Here is a 20,751-nt window from a genome sequence, read left to right as displayed (position 1 = left end):
GGGGCTTCCGTTACATAATGATTCACCTGGGTAGACCATCCAAATGCCCTCTGCAGGTTCTCTGAACTAAACCCATCGAAAAAATATTAATTCTTAACCTTAATCGACCCGCTTCATTGCTTCTTTATAGACACTGCTTTTATCTCGTTTTCCTACTGAAATAACAGTAACAGTAATGACCTGATCGTTAACAGCATAAACTAGTCTATAACCTGCTTGTCTTAGTTTGATCTTATAAAGATCGGTCCCACCAGATAATTTAGCACTTGGAATGTGTGGATTTTCTAAGATGTGAATAAGTTTTTTCTTGAATTGAATTTGTACTGTAGAGCCTAATTTTTTCCATTCTTTTAAAGCTGACTTTTTAAATTCAAGTTCATAAGTCATCTAAACTAACCTTGATGCTTATTTCATCTTTTCTACTTTCAGCCAAGGCTAATAACTCTAAGTTTTCTACGTGATCCATTAAAAGCTCATAGGTTTCAGCTGGCACACAATAAAAAGCAGGCTCGTTTCTATTAAGAACAGCAATTGCTTCCCCAGAAGCACTTAAAGCGACTTTCATTGGGTTTGCTTTTAACTCACTCATACTCGCAGCATTTTCAGTTAATATTCTTTTTGTCATACGTTTCTCGGTACTATTAAAAGGTCTTCAAATAGGTCTCACTATAATATTCAATGTCCAATAAAGCAATTCAATATTGAATTAGCCAAGTATGAAATTTAGCTCCTTTGATTAAAATTCCCCTATAACTTAAGCTCTAATCACTGTAAATACTTGGCAAGATGATCGATTAACAAACGGATCTTCGGTGACATATAGCGATTCTGTGGGTAGACCGCCCAAATACCCTCTGCGGGTTCTCTGAACTGATCCAAAATCGTCACTAACTGGCCTGACTCTATATACGCTTGCACGTAATAATCCGGTAACTGCACAATACCAATATTTTTTAATGCAGCATCCACCAGCGATAAGCCACTGTTACAGCGTAAATTTCCCTTTACCCTCACCGCTTTTTCTTTACCTTGTTCAATGAAGCGCCAATAGTCTCGCGTGCCCAATAAACAATTGTGATGTTTTAACTCCGATAATGAGTGAGGTTGGCCGTGTGTTTGTAAATAATCTTCCGTGGCACACACATAATTAAAACGTTGGCTCAATCGTTTGGCGATTAAGGTTGAGTCTTGTAATTGCCCTAGGCGAATAGCAATATCAAAGCCACCATCAATTAAGTCGACACGATGATTGGTTAGCTCGGTTGTCACTTCAATTTCATTATGTAACGCTACAAAGTCATTCACTAATGGCAATATTTTTTGTTCGCCATAAGTAACTGGCACAGTTAGTTTTATTTTCCCCTGCGGGCTACTTTGCAGATTGGTTATAGCTTGTTCTGCGGTATCAAGACTATCTAATAGGTGACGACAATGCTGATAAAATAGCTGTGCTTCCTGTGTTAGTGATACTTTACGTGTGGTACGGTAGAACAGTTTTACCTTTAAACGTTTTTCCAGCGCACTGATTTGACGGCTTACTTGTGCGGTTGATATATTGAGGTTTTTAGCGGCTAATGAAAAACTCTGGGTTTCAGCTACCGCTACAAATTCATTAATACCTTGCCACTTCATTGTTACCACCTAGTAAAAGTAATTTTCATTTTAGGTAGATTATCATTAATTCAGAAACAAATATAATAGACCTATTAAAATGCAATACACACATAATCGGAGTAAATATGACAGACCAATTTATTAAATCAAAAGCAGCGATCGCTTGGGGCCCAAATCAACCACTAGTTATTGAAGAAGTTGATGTAATGTTGCCTAGAAAAGGTGAAGTATTAGTTAAAGTAGTCGCTTCTGGTGTCTGCCATACCGATGCATTTACTTTATCTGGCGAAGATCCAGAAGGTTTATTTCCTGTTATTTTAGGCCATGAAGGTGGTGGTATTGTTGAACAGGTAGGCGAAGGCGTCACTAGTGTTAGTGTCGGAGACCATGTTATTCCCCTTTATACGGCTGAATGTGGTGAATGTAAGTTCTGTAAATCAGGTAAAACTAACTTATGTAGCGCAGTACGTGAAACACAAGGCCGTGGCGTAATGCCAGACGGCACTAGCCGTTTCTATAAAGACGGGCAACCCATTTACCACTACATGGGATGTTCAACATTCTCTGAGTACACAGTATTACCAGAGATCTCATTAGCTAAAGTCAGCAAAGAAGCACCACTTGAAGAAGTATGTTTATTAGGTTGTGGTGTTACCACAGGTATGGGCGCGGTATTAAACACCGCTAAAGTTGAAAAAGGCGATAACGTTGCCATCTTTGGTTTAGGTGGTATTGGTCTATCAGCTATCATTGGCGCAAAAATGGCTGGCGCAAATAAAATCATTGGTATTGATATTAATGAAAGTAAATTTGAACTAGCAAAACAACTAGGTGCAACTGACTGCATTAACCCTAAAGACTACGATAAACCTATCCAAGATGTGATCGTTGAAATGACCGATGGCGGTGTTGAATACTCATTTGAGTGTATCGGTAATGTTGACGTAATGCGCAGCGCACTTGAGTGTTGTCATAAAGGTTGGGGCGAATCAGTGATCGTTGGTGTTGCTGGCGCTGGTAAAGAGATTTCTACTCGTCCGTTCCAGTTAGTGACTGGGCGTGTATGGCGTGGTACTGCATTTGGTGGTGTTAAAGGTCGCTCGGAATTACCAGCAATTGTTGAACGTTACATGGCTGGAGAGTTCAAGTTGAGTGACTTTATTACGCATACTATGCCATTGGAAGATATCAATAAATCTTTCGATTTAATGCACAGTGGCGAAAGTATCCGTACTGTTATTCACTTCGACCATAAATAGAGTAAGTAACTAAAGTACCTAGCTAACATACGTAGCTAAAATCCTCACTTATAGACCAAGCAGGACCGCTGTTTGGTCTACTTCAATTAAAAACGAGCAATATTATGATCCTTGAAAATATCAGCAGCAATAAACTATTTGAAGGTTGGCATAAACAATATACTCACTCATCAAACGTACTTAATTGTGAAATGCGTTTTGCCATCTATTTACCGCCGCAAGCAAGCAGTAATAACCCAGTACCAGTCATGTATTGGTTATCAGGTTTAACCTGTAGCGACGAAAACTTTATGCAAAAAGCAGGCGCACAAAAGTTAGCAGCTGAGTTAGGTATTGCGATTGTTGCACCAGATACCAGCCCACGTGGCGAGAATGTAGCCGACGATAAAGATAAAGCTTACGACCTTGGTTTAGGTGCAGGTTTTTACCTTAATGCCACACAAGCACCTTGGAATAAGCATTATCAAATGTACGACTATATCGTTAATGAGTTACCCGCTTTAATAGAAGCTAACTTCCCAGTCACCAAACAACGTGTGATCAGCGGTCACTCAATGGGTGGGCATGGCGCATTAACAATTGGTTTACGGAATCCTGATTTATACCAATCAATCAGTGCATTTAGTCCAATCTGTAACCCTATTAATTGTCCATGGGGAGAAAAAGCATTCAGTGCTTATTTAGGTGATAATGTTGAAGAATGGAAAGCCTATGACAGCTGTGAATTATTAGCACAGAAAAAAAATCATCAACCTATTTTAATTGACCAAGGTAGCAACGATTCGTTTTTACAAGAACAGTTGAAACCTGAAAACTTAGCCGCAATTGCTAACCTTCAATTAAACCAGTTCCAACTCAATATGCGTGAAGGTTACGACCACAGTTATTACTTTATCAGTAGTTATATTGATTCACACCTACAGTTCCATGCTAAAAATTTAGGCTTGCTGTAAAAGGTTAGCCCAATTGTCGAGAGCTAATCAATAATGATAGTTCTCACATGCTTACTCCATCTTCAGCGACAAAAGCTTAATGCTAGTAACAAAGTGAAACAATAAAACAACACAGTACAATTAACCTCATCCCACTTTTACCTAATAACCCACTGATATTGATTATTATTGACAGTGATACGTTGTATTTTAAAAAATCACATCTACCCTTATTGAGGTATTATTTTTCACTCAATCCTGATCTAACAAATACGCTTCCTAAAGCTTATCAATCAGCCTATTTTTCATTATTTCTTTACATGGATGTATACTTTGAATTTACTTAAAAACTTGACGCTGTCTTTCAAAATATCGAGCTTAGTGGTTATTTTATTATGCTCATTACTCTTTATGTCTATAAAACTGGTCATTAATAGTCAAACTGTAGTTGATAATATTGCCTTAGATTCAGAGATTAGAGAGTTCTACACAAGTGTGAATAATAAGTGGAAAGATATCCTTAAGGCTTATCAATTCTCTGAAGATATGGGCATGAAATTTTCGGCGCGCGCGATAGAAGAAAAAGAATTAAAACAAGCAACCGATAATGTTCAGTTAATGCTCAACGATTATATTACAAGTTTAATGACAGCAAGTCATACTCTTGAAAGTGAATGGAATTCGGAACTACAACTACAACCTGAAGTTGGTATTCTCAACAGTAGGGATCAACTGCTAAAACAGATAGAGCACCTGGATCTATCACTTTCTGAACTAACTAATGTGTGGTTAACTCAAGCAACTTTTATTACTCGAAAAAAAGCAGAAAAAGCAGCGCGACTAGCTTTCCCTCCCGTCATTAAAAGTATTGAATCCATTAACGTAATGTATGATAAGTTAGTGAATATCCGCTCAGAAAAAATAATTGTAGCTGAAAATAAAAATGTGCTGCAATCTACTATATTAGCGATCAGTATTTTTGTAATGGTTATTACTTTCTCCTTTTTAATGCTCACTAAGCTAAAAAAAGACTTGCAATCAATTGTTTCAGTCACTCACTCTTTATCTAAAGGAGATCTCAGTAAAACCATTGAGGTGAAGGATAATAAAGATGAAATCAGCGAAATAAAACGCTCTATTTTAAGTATGATGGCCGATCTAAAAAACATATTTAAATCAGTTATTTCACTCGCAAATAACCTTGATAAAGAAATAGTAGGCCTCGTTAGCGATAATAAATTAAGAATCAATAATGCTGAATTCCAACATTCACAAATGGCTAAACTGTCAGGCTCGGTGGATGCGCTTTATTCTGTCTCCACACAGTTGTCTGAAAAAGCAGATAACGCAGTTGCTAAATCAAATAATGCAATTGAGTCTGCACAAAAAGGGAAACGGAGAGTTGAGATCACTATTACTTCTATTCAAAGCTTAGCGGGCGAGATTGAAAACTCAGTATCCGCTATTCAACAATTAGATGCCGAAGCAGATAATATCATTAGCATCCTTGAAGTGATTAAAAGTATTGCAGATCAAACTAACTTATTAGCATTAAATGCAGCAATTGAAGCTGCACGAGCGGGTGAATACGGTCGAGGTTTTGCCGTAGTAGCGGATGAAGTCAGAAATTTAGCTAAACGCACTCAAGACTCTACAGGAGAAATCCAAACAACACTTGAGTCACTTAAAAAACGCACACTATCAGCTGTTTCTGTTATCAATAATAGTCATACTAAATCATTGGAAAGTGTTGAGCATGTTACGCATACAGGTCAGGTCATCGATGAGATTAATCTCTCCGTAGAGAAGATTAAAGATATTTCTAAAGAAACGTCTGCAGCGTCGTTATTACAAACTAATACTCTTGATGAAATACAAATAAATGTTAATGAAGTTAACCAAGTCTCAGTGGAAAATACCAATCGAGCAAAAGTGTCGATGACCTCTGCTTCTTCGCTATCAGAACTAAGTAAACAACTGCTCAGTTCAGTGAGTTATTTCAAATTAAAATAAGATGCTAGAAACCATTACCTTTCGATGAGTCTAGCACCTTAGATCCCAGTGAATAACCACTCTCTAGATAGCTGATGACATCTTCATCAGCTATCTAATAAAGAGGTTGAATGAATCAATTTATTTAATCATTCAACCAACGCCTCTTTTTTAAAATTTTAGAAAAGAGGCCGTACTACATGTCATCAACCTCATCAGCTGACCTTACTATTACTTTATCGCTAATCATTTTACCTAGCAGTCACTTTAGGTATCACTATCACTAAACAGCTCATGATCACTGAACTTCACTACTTCACACCTAATTGTTACTCCTCTTTTATATAAGGCCATGAACTATTAGTTGATGGATTTTTAGCTGATGGATTATTAGCTGATGAATCATTAGGTTATAAATTATGGGTAAGACCATCTTTGGCAGACTATCACCGCTCAATGATTCAGCATTCGATCCATTAACACTAATACTTTCCTATCAACTTTTAAATAGCCAGCTATTTACTTAGCAAGCTAACTAAGTACAATACTTAGCTTGCTAACTATATTCTTTATTAGGTGAATAATATGCGACAAGAATTAGAGCGGTTAAAAGAACTATCACTTGCTGAACACCTCGCGCGTTTGCATAGGCGATGGCGCACTGTGGCAGAGATTGAACTTGCCCCGTTGGGGTTAACTTACCCACGTTGGACTGCTCTTTGGAAGTTATTACGCTTAGGGGATAAGGTCAGTCAAAAGGTATTAGCCAATGCATTAGAAATTGAATTGCCTTCGCTGATGCGGACATTAGGCCAGTTAGAAGAGCAAGGTTTGATTGAACGACATTGTTGCGATAAAGATAAACGCGCAAGAATTGTCGCCCTCACACCCGCAGGAAAAGAAACATTAAAAACAATAGAAACACGGATTATACAAGTCCGCATGGATTTGCTTGAAGGAATAAGCCCAACTGAACTCAATGAGTTCGAACGTATTATTAGTTTAATTACTGATAACGCCAATCAAAAATTGGCGAAAATTACTTCAACTGATTTATGAGAAATAAGATGACACCAGATCAACAATTTGCCCGTTTAGTAAAAGTCGCTATTTTTGGATTTGTAATGATTTTTAGCTATTTTTTGCTGGCTGATAATATTATCCCTTTAACTCCTCAGGCAATGGCGACGCGTGTTGTCACTAAAGTAACACCACAAATTAGTGGAAAAATTAAAACCATTGCAGTCACTAATAACCAAACGGTTGCTAAGGGTGATCTACTTTTCCAAATTGATCCCACGCCTTATGAGCTAGCGGTGGCACAATCTCAATTGGCTCTTGAACAAGCAAATCAAGATAACGCTGAGTTGGAAGCATCGCTTGCGGCGGCAAAAGCTGATGTTAATGCGAGTAAAACAACTGCGCATCAAAAACGCAGTGAAGCGAAACGTCTTGATGCATTATTCGCTTCTCATGGCGTTTCACGTCAACAAAAAGATCAAGCGGATAGTGATGCTGATGCAGCTGAAGCTAATCTTTTAGCAGCGATCGCTCGTTTAGACAAACTTAAAATCAGCCGTGGTAGTTATGGAGAAAAAAACCTTAAACTGCGTCAGGCAAAAAATCGTCTAGCGCAAGCAAAGTTAGACCTTTCTTATACCCAAATCCATGCTGACCAAGACGGTATTGTCACCAACTTACAATTAGAAGTCGGTAGCTTCGCAACAATAGGCCAACCATTGCTCGCCATGGTTTCTCAGAAAATAGATATTATTGCGGACTTTAGAGAAAAAAACCTACGTGACGTCAACGTCGACTCGACGGCATTAGTAACCTTTGATGGTGAGCCAGGTCAATTGTATCAAGCAACCGTTAGTGGTGTTGATGCGGGGGTGAGTGCGGGACAATTTGATGCTAATGGTCGTTTAGCAGAGCCGCAAGAATCAACACGTTGGGTGCGTGATGCACAACGCTTAAGACTACATCTAACCTTAAACGATACGGAAATTAATCACCTCCCTGCAGGTGCTAGGGCAACGGTACAGCTGTTACCTGATAATAGTATTTTTGGTTTATTCGCTAAAGGTCAGATTAAAATGATCAGCCTACTGCATTATATATATTAGCTTAAATTTACTAGCTTAGATTTACTAACTTAGATTGATTCACTTACACATAGTGGCATGGACTTTACTGACTCACACTCAGACAGTCCATTGTTGCTATCACTGCAAGATATTCAAAAAATAATAAAAGTCTAATAAAGGTCTGCCTGCTCATGCAAATACGTCACACTCCCTTGACTACCAATGATTTACGCCAATGCTTACGTGTTGCAACGGGGGCAACCCTCGGTTTTACACTGTGTAAGATATTTGATTTACATTATGGTATTTTCTTTACCGTTACACCGATGATCTTACTGGGGTTAGTCCCTGTAATGACAGCTCATGCTATGCGCCAAATCATTGCCTCTTCTGTCGTGGCTGTGATTGAAGTAGGCTTTCTCACTAGTTTACTAGGGGCCTCACCCGGTTTGATGACACCGGTTGTATTTTTATTATTTATGTATCGTTTTGCAGCGATGTCGCGAGGATCTTTATTTCTATTTGGGGCAAATGGCGTGTTGATGCTAAGCATTATGCTGAATTTTGCTAGCTACCCAGATACCAACTTAAACGATCTATTATTTAGTAATTTTTGGGCAACGATATTATCTGTTGTTATCGCCTATGTCATGATGGTTGTTATACCTGATGTAGAGCCTAGAACTGCACATAAACCTGGGCCTAAAGCGCCACATCGTATGCGTCATGAGGCTTTATTAGGCGCCACCCTCGCAACGATCTCATTTATTATTTTTCAAATTTTCGATTTACAAGATTCAATGTCCGCTCAGGCAAGTACCATCTTAATTCTATTTCCTATGCACTGGAATGGTGTGATTGGTTATGCCCGTAAACGTGCAATAGGGACAATTCTTGGAGTGGCTTTTGGCATCTCACTACAGTTTTTACTCTATGATTGGTCAAATCAATTATTACTGGTGATACCTGTTCTGTGGATTGGACTTATGTTATTTGCTCAATTTCACGTACGAGAAGGTGGTGGCTCTAGTATTGGTTTTGGAGCTATGACCACCTTAGGTATTCTTTTCGGACAATATTTAAGTCCTGATAACGATTTAATCTTTAGTGCGTTATACCGGATCAGTAGTATTGCTGTCGCCATTGTGATCACGCTATTTCTTTGTCATTCAATGCATAAGTTATTGAACCGCTTTGAACCAACACGCTTTGGTTATGAATATAATCAAACGATGAGAGATAAATAAAAGCCCCCTCTCTTCGCAATTAATCACATCATCTTGTATTAGTGTTGATACCCCTCACAACCTTTTATAAAAAGACGCTATCAAATGAAATTATTTGTGGCGTCCCTTGGTCTTAATTACTACTTTTTATTGCATCAGTGAACTTTAGTTGATTGCACCGCGTATTAGTTTTTAAATAAACACGATAAGGTTTTTCAAATGGTTAAAGAAGTTTCCCTGCGTTTAGGTGAAAAGATGATGCCTAAAGCGCCAAAAATTTTACTAAGTAATGGTGACTACTGTGTCCCCCAACACTACTTAACTTATCAACATAATTTACAAAGTGTCGAAGCACTCATTTGTGATATTGAATATGACCCTAGATATGTTGTGTTTGCAGCACAGGAACTATCGGGCATTTATATACAAGTAGGCGTTGTAGGGCATGATAACTACCATAAAAAATCGACTCAAAAAGAAAGCCAACTTAAATTATTATTTGGTCGAAAATGGCGTGTAGAGCGAGAATTACCAACCTCTGAGATTATTCAAAGTGTTTTTTTAGCGATAAAAAAATCACGCGAGCATGAAGTAAGAGAGCTATTCAGATTAACCCTTAATCACAGCACCACCACACCTTTTAATACTCACATTGATCTTCCCTTAATGGCGGAGTTTTACGATAAAAATAAATGTATCAATGAACCTGCAATCACAACCACTGTGCAGCAACAAATAAACCAAGTGTTAGAGACTATCAGTTATGACCATAGCCAATTAGCACTGATAGAGGCACAACAACGTCCTAATGGTTTGTGGTTGGTCGATATAAAGGTTCAACAAACACAACGTAGCACTTTGCCGGAGATGAGCAATGCGACACTTTATTTGATGGTAGATGAACTGTCTTTAAATGCATTGAGCCGTGCTTTAATGCAAGAGTTTATTCGTCTCAGTGATTTGCATGTAGATAAACACTTTAGCTATCAAGGCTTTCACCGCTTTAATCCTGATATTAATATTGCAGACATTGCCGACTTATCTCAACAAAGCCGAAAACATGAACTAGCAGCACATTTTGCAAGTGAGTTTTCTGAAACCAATAAACAAGTTGATTTAATGCGAATTCCTACGGTAAAAGAAGGTGTTTTAGCGCAAAAACATAAACAGATTATTGAACAGTTTCAATTACAAATGCAATAAAGGCGATACTAAGAAAGTGTAAAGTTTATTTGTTAAAGCACAAATACAATACAGTCATCTGTGCTTTAAACTTACTATTCTAAAATCACTGCTTTAAACTTACTGCTTTAAATTCAGCGCTATAAATTAACATCCGCCTTTAAACTAAAAGGACTGCTATATCGACCTTTGATTAACTCGCTGGCTTAGTTTTTCTGCTGATTCAACACGCTCTGAGTAACGGTCCACAAAATACCCTTTATTATCTCGTAACAATAAAGTGAACTTCACTAACTCTTCCATCACATCAACGATACGATTGTAATAAGATGATGCTTTCATTCGCCCATCTTCCTCAAACTCTAAAAATGCTTTCGCAACTGACGATTGGTTTGGGATAGTCACCATCCGCATCCAACGACCTAAAATACGCATTTGATTAACCGCATTAAAAGATTGAGAACCGCCGCAAACTTGCATAACAGCAAGGGTTTTTCCTTGAGTAGGCCTAACTGCGCCAATACTTAAAGGCATCCAATCAATTTGGCTTTTAAAAATACTGGTCATTGAACCATGTCGCTCAGGTGAACACCACACTTGCCCTTCAGACCAAATCATCAACTCACGTAACTCTTTCACCTTTGGGTGAGACTCATCTTCAGTATCCGGTTGTGGCAAACCTGCAGGATTAAAAATCCGCGTTTCAGCACCAAATGCATTTAATAGACGTGCACTTTCTTCAACAGCAAAGCGACTATAAGAACGCTCTCGTAATGAACCATATAACAATAATATTCTTGGTTTATGCGTTGCAGGGAGAGAGCTTTCTGTCACTTTTCCTAAGCTTGGAATATCGAACTCAGTTGTTTCAATATTCGGTAAGTTTGCATCATGTTCTGACATTATTATCTCCTAAACGGCCATTTTACTGTGATCATATCACGCACAATACTGTGTATCTGCGAGGCAAACAATCAATAATATCCCACTATAAATTTTTAATTTTAGATAGTTGACACTGGTCAGCTAATTTAAAGTAAGCTTTTGATTTAAAGTAAGTTGTTAATTTAAAGAAGTTACCGCGATTACTAAAAAATCACACAGTTACTTAATGGGCATGTTTAATTGAAAATATTTAATTGAATTTGTGTAAGTGTTAAGGAGAAGATCAAAGCAGGAAAATAAAAGCAAAAAAATCAGCCATAAAAAGAAACAATGTGTCGTTTTTATGGCTGACTGCAGTGCCTAATGAGGCATAGGCTAAACTAGTTTGAGTTAAGTTAGTTTGAATTAAGCTAAACTTACTTAAACTTGAATTAGTTAAACCTGAATTAGTTAAACATGTTTTTTAGGCCGCTATTAAAACTTGTGGTCATTTTAGTGGTAAGATCACCGAAGGTTGATTTCTCATATTTAACTTTAACGTAGTCACCTAACTTAACTTGGTCAGCGTATTCGTCATCCACTAATATCCAAGCAAAATTGTCACTAATAAGGTTACTCGTGATAGTGCCTTCAACCACTGCATATTCCTCGATAGCAACATCACCGGTTAATGGATTTGCTTTAACTTCTAAGTTATAAAAGGTGATCGTTGATTCAGGTTTAAAGCCAAAATTTTTGCCGGCTGATATCTTAAATAAACTTTTATCGCCATTCACTTTTCGCTCTAGCACATAGGCTTTAGGTGCAAAGAAGTTTTGGAATTTTGCTCGATTGCTTTCAACACCAGCTTTAGCAGCTTTACGTATTAAAGCATTAGCAGATGCATTACTGATAGGGCATCGACTGTTACTGGTATCCGTTGAGAAGGAAGCTTTGTCTTCTGTTGTAATGGTCTTTGAATAAGCTAACCCAGGTAATTTATAGAGTTTTAAATTAGCAGCAACCGTTGCCGTGAAACGACAGTGTGCAGGTGTCACACTGGTTTTACCATCATCATTTGTGTACGACTTTCGCGCTGTAAAATCATAGGAAAGAGAAGCGTTTGAAACATTACCCGTGATGGCATAGTCAGCAATATCGGGACCACTATATTGCGACTTCCCCTTTGACTCTGCAAGTGCGAGTTCTTTCTTAAGCTTTCTTGCAATGTTTCTATCTACTATTTCAACCCCAACCTCCGCGAGATGAGTTTCTAATGCAGTGGAAATCGCTGTGCCGGTATGGCTTGATTTACCTAAGGGAGAATCCGTTGTATCTGCAGGAAAAATCACTATTTTTTGCTTCGCACCTGCAATGGTTTCTTTGCTTGGTAATATATCTGCTTTTTGCATTGAAACATCAGTATATTCACGAATATTTTCTTTTGTTTGAATACAACCAGTAAGACCTAACGTTGCAGATACTGCGACAACTAATAATTTTTTCTTCATGTACTACTTCCTTTTAATATGCAAAGTTAAATATGCTGAATTCTGATTATTTAATTATTTTGTACTTGTTATCAGTATCGTTTACTCATCAAACCCTAATAACTGATAAACATCGGAGCGGTTTTCAACCACGGTTAAGAATTTACTCACGGCACTTTCATAAGCTTGTTGGTAGCGAGTCACAGAAGAGCCATTAAGCAGATATGACTTTTTGCTATACACCTTACCGACCTTGGATTTAACTAAAAAACTGAAGTTAATACGCGTGCTATAAACAGAAAAAGCCAAGCTATTCTTTGTTTTACCTTGCACCTGAATAATGGCATCAGCTTTACTTTTATGACTAGCAACTTGAAACCCATGCGTTTGCATTAGGTCATGTAACTGCTCTGCAATGGGAGATAAGTTATTTGTTGCTTGAATATAGAAGTGAGTACTTGCAAGCAATTGCGCTTCGGCTAATGAATACTCCTGAAATAAACGAGTATAAGGTGTTAAATCAAATTCATTATCGGCAACGGCAATCAAATACAGTAGCGGATCGGCTTCGGCTACACTGGCTTGAACTTTGTTATAAGCGTAAAGCTGTTCAATCTTACTTTTACTACTTATATTATGCAGCCTAGTATCAATGTGGTTGGTAATGGTCGTCAGCTTAGATTTTTTATCCTTAATAAACTCATTTCTCGAGATAGCAACTTCTACAAAATACTGTTGTTCTACCTTTTCAGCCTTTTTTTGCTCCACATGCGTAAACTCAATGTCTTTCACTTGCGTGTTAACTTTTTGTGAAAAAAGCTGATCCACTTGCCCATTATGTAAAGATTGCTTGTGTAATGTATCGCTATTGACACTGACCGAAAATTTACCGGCAATCTCTTTTAATGCGTGTTGCTTTGCTTCTTCAAGCCCCCTTCCGACACCAACACCATACATATATTGTTGATTATCTTGAGTCGGTGAAAGTACCCATTCAGGTACATTTTCGCTGCCTGAATTAGATGAGCATGCACCTAAAAGAACAAGCCCCGTAATAGCAACAAATAAAGGTTTAAAATACTGCTTACATTTAATCATCATCTTTCCCTGTAGCAGATTATATTGCAGATTTTGTTTCGTATAAGGCGATTCGTTTAGACACTTTTTTTAAGTAATGCTTAGTTTCATCGTAAGGTAGTTTATTCATTAAAGCGGTATACACTTGCTCAGGCGATAATGTGTTAATAACTCGTGCCGCTTTATTAATATTTCTGGTATTACCACTACTATTAAACACTTTTGCGACATTACCTGCGCCGGTGTTGTAAGCTGCGATAGTGCAATACAAACGACTCTTTGGGTCAGTTATCGACTTCAGATAACGCTTATCTAAAATGCTTAAATAAGCACTGCCCGTTTCAACGTTAATACTAGGCACATACAACTCTTTAACTTGCATGGGTTTATCTATTTTTCGAATCATTTTATTTACATCATGACCCGCAGTGCGTGGCACTATTTGCATTAATCCATAAGCAGGAACCGCTGATTTAGCCTTCGGTTGAAAAGCAGATTCAGAATGCATAATAGCCATCACTAAGGCCACGGGAATATCGAAGCGTTGGCTCTCTTTTTCAGCAAATGGCTTGTATTTTTTCGCTCTTTTGCTAAGACTATTAGCCGGTAATTTAGCGGTATATTTAAGTACTTTATACGTCGGCGGTGTCACCTTTGTTTTTTCTCTCAACGCTGCATATTGTGCTTCAACCACCGCAATGCGTTGAGCCTCTTCTTTTTCTAGTGTCTTTTTTTGTAACTCGACAGACTTTTCAATAATGCTTTCAGGCACGCTTGCTTGAGTTTCTTGTAACTTATCCGCTTTAAGATCCGCTTCATTTTTATAAGCGATCGTTTGCTTTTTGATCACTTCCTTGGCATTTTTTTCTTGTTCAGCATCGAATTTAATCTCATTTAACTGAATATCCTTCGCCTTAACAACTTTCTTAAGTGCTTGCTTTGCTTCTGATTTTTTTTCATCTTTAGCAAGATATGACGTTAATATTTTTTCACTTTCAGCTGCTGTGGTATCTACAGGGACGAGTATTTCAATCACAGCCTGATTGTTATCGTAGTCAACCAGTTCTCTGGTTTTTAAGTCTTCAGAATAAACAACATTATTGATATCTTGTGCTGTGGTTTCACCCCATTGCATAATAATTTGAGTTTGTTTGTAATCGAACCCGTTTAAATACTCCTTTCTCCAAGTGTCATATTCAGCTAAATACCCACTAACAAAAGAAATATACTCTTTAACTATTTTGTCATTGTCAGGGGATTCAAACTCATTCATTTCTGCGTCAAATTCATCAAATACATTGTCTGAACTTGCCAGCGGGCTAAGTACTAAAGAGATAACGAATAGGCTAGTTATAAATTTTTTCATATGACCTCAGAAAAGCCACATCACTTAGAGAACAACAGTGATGCGGCTTCCTATATTATTTGTTTTTTAATTTTGAAAGCACGTTTGCAAGTTCATCAGCTGTTTTTTTGTCATTGAATTTAGACCATAACTCGGCATCTTTTGCTTCTGCTTTTTGGATCACTTTAGAAAAGTTCATATCGAAAGTTGCCTTGTCCATACCCACTAACGTATACAAACCACCAGCAGGACTAGTACGTTTAGTGATGATTCTTGAGTTATTTAAAGTAGTGCTTGAGATGCTTTTAGTGACATTTTCAAAGTACTCATCTACATTTTCACTCACACCTTCTGTGGTTGTATTAGTAGAAGACGTTGAAGCCGTTTTTAAAATACTTTGAACATTAACTTCGAATTGACGACCTAGGTTAACGCGTGCGTCATTAATGGAGATATCATTCATAATGCTTGCCCCTGCTACATTTTTCTTCGCGTAGCCGGTTGCACTAATTTCTAATCCTGTTGGTGTTACACCACACACCCATTGCGGTGCTTCTTCCTTTGGCGCGTCAGGGTAAAAACAAGCTAATGACTGCACATCGTTAACACTTGAAGTGCTTTGGCAAGCAGTTAATACCGTTACTAACGAGAATGTGAGGGCTGTTTTTTTAAACATTGGAGATCCTTTTTTTAAAAACGAAGTAATTAATCATAATTATTAAATAACGCACTCATCTCATAGTTGCTTAACAGAGATTCCTGCATTATTTCGTTAGACAATTCAGTAATAGAATAAAAATTGGGTATTAATGGTGATGAAAATGTAACCGAGGAGAAATCAAATTCTTCCACTGAATTCAACATATGGTTAACGTCGATAATAGTTTGGCTGTAAGGCGTAGGTGCATTGCTGTAGTTCACATGCCCTAATAACAAGTTATAGAACATTAAGTTACGGCTTAACTCATAGCTTTCTGAGAAATATTCCAAACTCCCGACATTAGTCAGTATTGACTCCTGTGAAGGGAGGTATTGTTTAATATCCAGCGTATTAAGCTGCTTGTTGATATAAGCAATGGGTGCTAAAAAATCAGCTTTTTTACTGAATACGGTAAAGCCACTCAAGCGTTGCTTTTTAATAAAAGTAACTAATAGAAACTTATCACTGTTGTAATAATAATATTGAAGATCATCATCTAATTTAGAGGGTTTAATGACTTGAGGAGCTCCTAAGATTTGCTCCGTATAACGTTCAGTAAGTCCAATGCGTAATTTGCTAATACGCTTATATTCTATTTCGTTCGTAAACCTTGAAATCACTTCTTCATAAACACTAACAACGGCTTCTTTAGTATCATTCCACTGCCCAAGCGACAACATAATCAACACCACCGTAAAAGAGATATTTTTTATCTTTACTAACAAGGTAGAGTTATTACTAACGGGTGTATCTGTATCGCTTTGTTGCATCCATTCACCTCTATTTGCGTACAAATAGTTTATTAACAATAAAAAAAATACCACCTAAGTGGTAACACCGTGGAAATACTAAGGTTTTTTTAATGAAAAAGCGAAGAAAAAATTGAACTTTTATAGATTTTAACAATACATATAAGATCCGAGATCACACTTTAATAAGTTATTACATTTAAAAAGGCTTTATTAATATTATTTATTGACTTTATTTAGTTGAAAATCGTAAGTTCAGTGTTGTATCACTTATTCAAATGGATAAAGCTATTACTATCAATGCATAACGTACACTATTTAATATTAATAAAAATACTTGCTAGTTTCGTTAAGATTAAAATGTTCCATTATAAATAGAGAGAATACTCAGTGAAGTCTATTCCCCTGCGTTGGTTAATTATTACTCCCTTCGTACTACTTGCACTTATTGCAGGCGTGCTGATGTACTTTGTATCCACCATCACCATTTCCAATATAGCGAATCATGTAGGCGAACAATATATCAAGGAAGTGGAAAGTCGCATTGATGATAGGGTGGGAGATTTCATTGCGCCACTTAGCGACATTTTAGAAGTTAACCGTGATGCCTTTACTAACAAACCTGAATTACTGAATAACTTAATACCAATCGCCACCCGCTTTTACGAACAAGCCATCCCTTTTGAGTATATGACGTTTATTTCCGTTGCCACAGCGGATGGTCGCTTCCTCGCATCTGCACGTGATCCCATTGGTAAAATGCAGCACAATATTGCAGCAAATTTTATTCATAAACCTTTCACCATGGAAGGATTTAACTATCACCCTAAACACAATATTGGCACCAAGATAGAAACCGACCCCACTTTTAATTACGACCCAAGGGAAAGACCCTTTTACCTAGATGCACTAAAAGCCCAAACAATGACCTGGAGTGATATTCATCCCTATTACGGTCAAGCAACACTAGGTGTCGGTTTATCTGTTCCTATTTATGATGCAAATGGTGCAGTATTAGGCGTCACTGCAACCAGTGTTGCGTTGATTGAATTAGATGATTATTTAGAATCGTTAGAGCTAGTGGATAACGCTTACATTTTTTTAGCTGAAGAAAATGGTGCATTGATTGCCACTTCAAGCAAAGATGCTTTGTACAATATTACGGAAGGAACATACACTAGGTTGAACCTCAACAACCACCCAGATCCATTGTTTAAAATAGCCAGTCAGCACTTAAAAAAAGGCTCATATCAGCTTAACCTTGATGGAGAAATTTACTTATACCGCGTTAGTAACATAAAACTAAAATATGGGAAAACTTGGCTGATCGGTATTCTTATTCCTTCTTCTTATCATGAAGGGATATTAACTGAATACACACAAACCACTATTTTCATCACGCTCTCTCTATTTGCGTGTATTGCAATCATTGGTTCCACGATTGCTTGGTATATAGGTAAACCGATACAACAACTTAATAAAGCCGCTAATGATAAAAAGATTGAAAGTATTCTATTGCTCCCTCAACCCATGAGTAGGATCCGCGAAATTAGTTCGCTCAATCAAGGCTTACATGCAATGGCAGAAAACCTTTTGGATATATTGCAACACCTAGAACAAAAAGTATCTGAGCGAACCTCTCATTTACAGGATGAAAATGAAAATTTACTTGAAAGCTCACTCACTGACGAGTTAACAACACTTTATAACCGTCGAGGATTTAATCTAGTATTCGAAAAGGCATTTAATTCCGCACAAAACAAAGCACACCCACTAACCTTTGTACTGGGTGATATTGACTACTTTAAACGTATCAATGACGAGTTTGGGCATACTTTAGGCGATAGCGCATTAGTTGCTGTGGCCGCTAACCTTAAGAAACATACCCGAGCAGCAAAAGATATTGTAGCGCGTTATGGAGGTGAAGAATTTGTCTTGGTATTTCTGGATATGGAAGCAGAACAGGTGCTTGAAAGGCTTAATAATATTCAACAGGAATTTGCTGCTGTCCCGGTGTTTGAAAATCAGCATATCACCATGAGCTTCGGCTTAGTTGACCTCAAGGAATCCCCCAATGCTTCAGCTGAGGCCCTGATAGAAATAGCAGATAAACGGCTTTACCAAGCAAAGAATAGTGGTAGAAATAAAATTGTTGGTTAATATTTAAGGGGATTAAAAAAGAAGTACGACCACCAGGAATCAGCGCCTATCATTGCTTAAGTGACGTAATAAAAAGCCACCTTTGAGTGAAACCGTATGGCTATAAAGGTAGTTTGGTGGCGCTGATGGTTTAAAAGTGAGCCAATAAGCATTGGTTTTTTTGTTCTTTAACTTCTGTATTACATTAAAGTAATTAGAGCCATATCAACTGACTTACCTCCAACCCTTAACTCATGAATACTCACCAACAAATAAAAACTTACTTTTCAATTACTTAACCATCCATTCAACAACTTAATTGGAAACTTGCAGCTTGATCACGAAGCTGAGTATATTTAACGGTCAGTTGTTCCTGATTTAATTCTTCGTCACCAAAGAAAAAGGCCTCGTTATTAAGAAGCTGAATAAAATGCTGATCGATAAAACTTAAAATTAAATCTGCTTTTTTAAGCGTATAAATATTACATGACTGGCCATGTAAATCATCTAGCAAGTCCAGTACGTTAGAGCGATAATTTTCAACCAAATACAACTCTCTTAACGCTTCTTCGTTACCTAGTGCTTTTTCCCATTTCAGATTAATATTTTTTTGATGGGCGATGACACTAACCTTGGCAGATGCGTTTTTCAGGCTTTGAAGTTTAAGCTGATAAGCCTGTAGCGCACATATTTTCTCCAAACGATATAACTCAAACAACTCTTCCTTAGACAGTTGAAGAGGATTTTTTAATAAGTAATCAAAAAAGAAACGTGTTTCAAAGCGCTCAATACCGTGGAATAAAGGAGTATCTTGACCATTGCTATTAAAGTGTTTAAGTGGATCAAACCGATACATATAACCAAAATCAAACAGTTTAATCCTATTGTTATTGTCCAATAAGATGTTGCCAGGGGATAAATCCCACTCAAAAAAACCGTTTAGTTCTAAATTGCAAATGGATGTAAAAATTTGTTCAAAAATTGCTTTATTAAAACGTTTAGGAGGCTCCCCAACAATCCACGGAGAAAGAATAATTCCTTCGCTATACGATGCAAATTTGGTATCAATTATATGATTAAAATCCGCCGCTTTACTTTGCTTTAAAACGGTAAAATCATAGCGACGCTGCACCTCATTAAGAAAGGATGTTTGACCGTCGACATTATTTACTAGGCTAGCAGACCTTTTTAGTTTTAGTGTCCAGTGACTATCAGCAAACTGAAGATGATAGACAACCCCAGTCAGCCCAGAATCAAAGGTTTCAACAACATAATGGGATCCACTGTTTGTGGACTTTAATTCTGCTAATGTAATTGGGAACCCCTTAAGATCACCGACTTCAATATTTTTACCGCTTTCACAAAAGTCCAGTTGTGCCTGTTGCCGTACTTTTTCTAAACTCATTTTCGATCCTTTTATTATTACTCCTGCACTCACAACGATTCAATGCGCTTCTAATTTCAATCATAATGAATAACATTTTGTTGCTTTTACAGTAAGTGAGACAAGTTAATAAACAAAGTAAAACGTTAAGTTATTGCTAAGTAACCGACTAACAGCGCATTAAGAAAAAGGGATTAGAAACGGAAAAACCGTATATGAGATAGTCATAAGGCTTATCTATAAGCAGTTCTTAAGGTTGTCGAAGTTATAGCAGGTTGTCGCAGATTGACGCAGTTGTCGAAATAAGACATAACAAACTATCTTCAAATATCTAAAGCACCATTATCAAAAAATAGCTTAAATCTGGATCAGGGCAAACTGATGAGTATTCCCTAATGTTTTACGGTGCACAACCTGACACTCCAACAAATAACAAAAAAACAAATAAGTGATAACCCCCATTAAAGCATTTAGCACCAAAATATGGATTCAGACTAAAGTAATCATGGCATTAAAGTAACGTAACTATTGGGATTCTGTTAATATTTCATCTCATAATTTGAAGTATTTTCTAATGGTGATTAAAAAGCTTCTGTTAAAAATTGGCTCTGTTCCTGTTAATTGTTGTCTATACTTATAAGTGGTCATAACGTATTAAAGGTAAAGACTATGAATACTAAATCGTTCGTTCAAAACCTTAACCAAATAACT

18 protein-coding genes are annotated in these 20,751 nt (G+C 37.2%); 8 read left to right on the top strand and 10 right to left on the bottom strand.

Annotated features, from left to right (window positions below):
* Positions 1–99 precede the first annotated feature (99 nt).
* The 3 genes from H592_RS0120595 to H592_RS0120585 all read right to left on the bottom strand — a co-directional run bounded on the left by H592_RS0120595 (position 100) and on the right by H592_RS0120585 (position 1,632).
* Positions 100–387 carry a type II toxin-antitoxin system RelE family toxin gene (locus tag H592_RS0120595; protein WP_028870426.1) on the bottom strand — a complete coding sequence of 96 codons (288 nt, stop codon included), beginning with the start codon at positions 385–387 and terminating at the stop codon, positions 100–102.
* Positions 377–625: a type II toxin-antitoxin system Phd/YefM family antitoxin gene (locus tag H592_RS0120590; RefSeq protein WP_028870425.1), complete on the bottom strand. Its 249-nt coding sequence runs from the start codon at positions 623–625 to the stop codon at positions 377–379. The genes H592_RS0120595 and H592_RS0120590 overlap by 11 nt, the downstream gene beginning before the upstream one ends.
* Positions 626–765: 140 nt before the next feature.
* Complete coding sequence (locus H592_RS0120585) at positions 766–1,632, bottom strand: LysR family transcriptional regulator (protein ID WP_028870424.1); 867 nt, start codon at positions 1,630–1,632, stop codon at positions 766–768.
* A gap of 107 nt (positions 1,633–1,739) precedes the next feature.
* On the opposite strand from H592_RS0120585, the gene H592_RS0120580 reads away from it, so the two are divergent.
* The 7 genes from H592_RS0120580 (at position 1,740) to H592_RS0120550 (ending at position 10,313) form a co-directional block, all read left to right on the top strand.
* Entirely contained in the window at positions 1,740–2,873 is a 1,134-nt protein-coding gene (locus H592_RS0120580; RefSeq protein ID WP_028870423.1) for an S-(hydroxymethyl)glutathione dehydrogenase/class III alcohol dehydrogenase, read from the top strand.
* A gap of 104 nt (positions 2,874–2,977) precedes the next feature.
* Positions 2,978–3,826 carry an S-formylglutathione hydrolase gene (gene fghA / locus H592_RS0120575; protein WP_028870422.1) on the top strand — a complete coding sequence of 283 codons (849 nt, stop codon included), beginning with the start codon at positions 2,978–2,980 and terminating at the stop codon, positions 3,824–3,826.
* Between the two features lie 312 nt (positions 3,827–4,138).
* Entirely contained in the window at positions 4,139–5,818 is a 1,680-nt protein-coding gene (locus H592_RS0120570; RefSeq protein WP_028870421.1) for a methyl-accepting chemotaxis protein, read from the top strand.
* A 564-nt stretch (positions 5,819–6,382) separates the two neighbouring features.
* Positions 6,383–6,856 (top strand): transcriptional regulator SlyA, encoded by a 474-nt coding sequence (gene slyA / locus H592_RS0120565; protein ID WP_028870420.1) that lies wholly within the window; start codon positions 6,383–6,385, stop codon positions 6,854–6,856.
* Positions 6,857–6,864: 8 nt separating this feature from the next.
* Positions 6,865–7,923, top strand: coding sequence for an HlyD family secretion protein (locus H592_RS0120560; protein WP_028870419.1), 1,059 nt, complete (start codon positions 6,865–6,867; stop codon positions 7,921–7,923).
* 152 nt (positions 7,924–8,075) lie between these two features.
* On the top strand, positions 8,076–9,131 hold the full coding sequence (locus H592_RS0120555; RefSeq protein ID WP_028870418.1) for a DUF2955 domain-containing protein: 1,056 nt from the start codon (positions 8,076–8,078) through the stop codon (positions 9,129–9,131).
* A 198-nt stretch (positions 9,132–9,329) separates the two neighbouring features.
* A complete protein-coding gene (locus tag H592_RS0120550) occupies positions 9,330–10,313 on the top strand; it encodes a hypothetical protein (protein ID WP_028870417.1) in 984 nt (327 codons plus the stop codon).
* A gap of 156 nt (positions 10,314–10,469) precedes the next feature.
* Here H592_RS0120550 and arsH read toward each other — a convergent pair whose 3' ends face one another.
* The 6 genes from arsH to H592_RS0120520 form a co-directional block, all read right to left on the bottom strand.
* Positions 10,470–11,195, bottom strand: coding sequence for an arsenical resistance protein ArsH (gene arsH, locus H592_RS0120545; protein ID WP_028870416.1), 726 nt, complete (start codon positions 11,193–11,195; stop codon positions 10,470–10,472).
* A 428-nt stretch (positions 11,196–11,623) separates the two neighbouring features.
* Positions 11,624–12,667 carry a hypothetical protein gene (locus H592_RS23460; protein WP_051369297.1) on the bottom strand — a complete coding sequence of 348 codons (1,044 nt, stop codon included), beginning with the start codon at positions 12,665–12,667 and terminating at the stop codon, positions 11,624–11,626.
* 81 nt (positions 12,668–12,748) lie between these two features.
* The gene (locus H592_RS0120535; protein WP_028870415.1) at positions 12,749–13,744 is read right to left on the bottom strand and encodes an LPP20 family lipoprotein; all 996 of its coding nucleotides are present in this window, start codon (positions 13,742–13,744) and stop codon (positions 12,749–12,751) included.
* 19 nt (positions 13,745–13,763) lie between these two features.
* Positions 13,764–15,089, bottom strand: coding sequence for a transglycosylase SLT domain-containing protein (locus H592_RS0120530; protein WP_028870414.1), 1,326 nt, complete (start codon positions 15,087–15,089; stop codon positions 13,764–13,766).
* Between the two features lie 55 nt (positions 15,090–15,144).
* Positions 15,145–15,744: an LPP20 family lipoprotein gene (locus tag H592_RS0120525; protein ID WP_028870413.1), complete on the bottom strand. Its 600-nt coding sequence runs from the start codon at positions 15,742–15,744 to the stop codon at positions 15,145–15,147.
* A gap of 29 nt (positions 15,745–15,773) precedes the next feature.
* Positions 15,774–16,538 (bottom strand): ETEC_3214 domain-containing protein, encoded by a 765-nt coding sequence (locus H592_RS0120520; protein ID WP_028870412.1) that lies wholly within the window; start codon positions 16,536–16,538, stop codon positions 15,774–15,776.
* Between the two features lie 369 nt (positions 16,539–16,907).
* On the opposite strand from H592_RS0120520, the gene H592_RS0120515 reads away from it, so the two are divergent.
* Positions 16,908–18,677, top strand: coding sequence for a sensor domain-containing diguanylate cyclase (locus H592_RS0120515; protein ID WP_028870411.1), 1,770 nt, complete (start codon positions 16,908–16,910; stop codon positions 18,675–18,677).
* A 286-nt stretch (positions 18,678–18,963) separates the two neighbouring features.
* Here the strand turns inward: H592_RS0120515 and H592_RS0120510 are convergent, their stop codons facing one another.
* The gene (locus H592_RS0120510; RefSeq protein WP_028870410.1) at positions 18,964–20,061 is read right to left on the bottom strand and encodes an AarF/UbiB family protein; all 1,098 of its coding nucleotides are present in this window, start codon (positions 20,059–20,061) and stop codon (positions 18,964–18,966) included.
* Positions 20,062–20,751: the final 690 nt, after the last annotated feature.

Source organism: Psychromonas arctica DSM 14288 (assembly GCF_000482725.1).
GTDB classification, from domain to species: Bacteria; Pseudomonadota; Gammaproteobacteria; order Enterobacterales; family Psychromonadaceae; genus Psychromonas; species Psychromonas arctica.
This window is presented reverse-complemented; position numbering and strand designations above follow the sequence as displayed.

Excerpts from the sequence above, each read along its gene's own strand:
- H592_RS0120560 (WP_028870419.1), top strand. The coding sequence starts at position 6,865 with ATGACACCAGATCAACAATTTGCCCGTTTAGTAAAAGTCGCTATTTTT.
- H592_RS0120580 (WP_028870423.1), top strand. The coding sequence starts at position 1,740 with ATGACAGACCAATTTATTAAATCAAAAGCAGCGATCGCTTGGGGCCCA.
- H592_RS0120535 (WP_028870415.1), bottom strand. The coding sequence starts at position 13,744 with ATGATTAAATGTAAGCAGTATTTTAAACCTTTATTTGTTGCTATTACG.
- H592_RS0120520 (WP_028870412.1), bottom strand. The coding sequence starts at position 16,538 with ATGCAACAAAGCGATACAGATACACCCGTTAGTAATAACTCTACCTTG.
- slyA (WP_028870420.1), top strand. The coding sequence starts at position 6,383 with ATGCGACAAGAATTAGAGCGGTTAAAAGAACTATCACTTGCTGAACAC.
- H592_RS0120555 (WP_028870418.1), top strand. The coding sequence starts at position 8,076 with ATGCAAATACGTCACACTCCCTTGACTACCAATGATTTACGCCAATGC.
- H592_RS0120585 (WP_028870424.1), bottom strand. The coding sequence starts at position 1,632 with ATGAAGTGGCAAGGTATTAATGAATTTGTAGCGGTAGCTGAAACCCAG.
- H592_RS0120595 (WP_028870426.1), bottom strand. The coding sequence starts at position 387 with ATGACTTATGAACTTGAATTTAAAAAGTCAGCTTTAAAAGAATGGAAA.
- H592_RS0120550 (WP_028870417.1), top strand. The coding sequence starts at position 9,330 with ATGGTTAAAGAAGTTTCCCTGCGTTTAGGTGAAAAGATGATGCCTAAA.
- H592_RS23460 (WP_051369297.1), bottom strand. The coding sequence starts at position 12,667 with ATGAAGAAAAAATTATTAGTTGTCGCAGTATCTGCAACGTTAGGTCTT.
- fghA (WP_028870422.1), top strand. The coding sequence starts at position 2,978 with ATGATCCTTGAAAATATCAGCAGCAATAAACTATTTGAAGGTTGGCAT.
- arsH (WP_028870416.1), bottom strand. The coding sequence starts at position 11,195 with ATGTCAGAACATGATGCAAACTTACCGAATATTGAAACAACTGAGTTC.
- H592_RS0120530 (WP_028870414.1), bottom strand. The coding sequence starts at position 15,089 with ATGAAAAAATTTATAACTAGCCTATTCGTTATCTCTTTAGTACTTAGC.
- H592_RS0120510 (WP_028870410.1), bottom strand. The coding sequence starts at position 20,061 with ATGAGTTTAGAAAAAGTACGGCAACAGGCACAACTGGACTTTTGTGAA.
- H592_RS0120525 (WP_028870413.1), bottom strand. The coding sequence starts at position 15,744 with ATGTTTAAAAAAACAGCCCTCACATTCTCGTTAGTAACGGTATTAACT.
- H592_RS0120590 (WP_028870425.1), bottom strand. The coding sequence starts at position 625 with ATGACAAAAAGAATATTAACTGAAAATGCTGCGAGTATGAGTGAGTTA.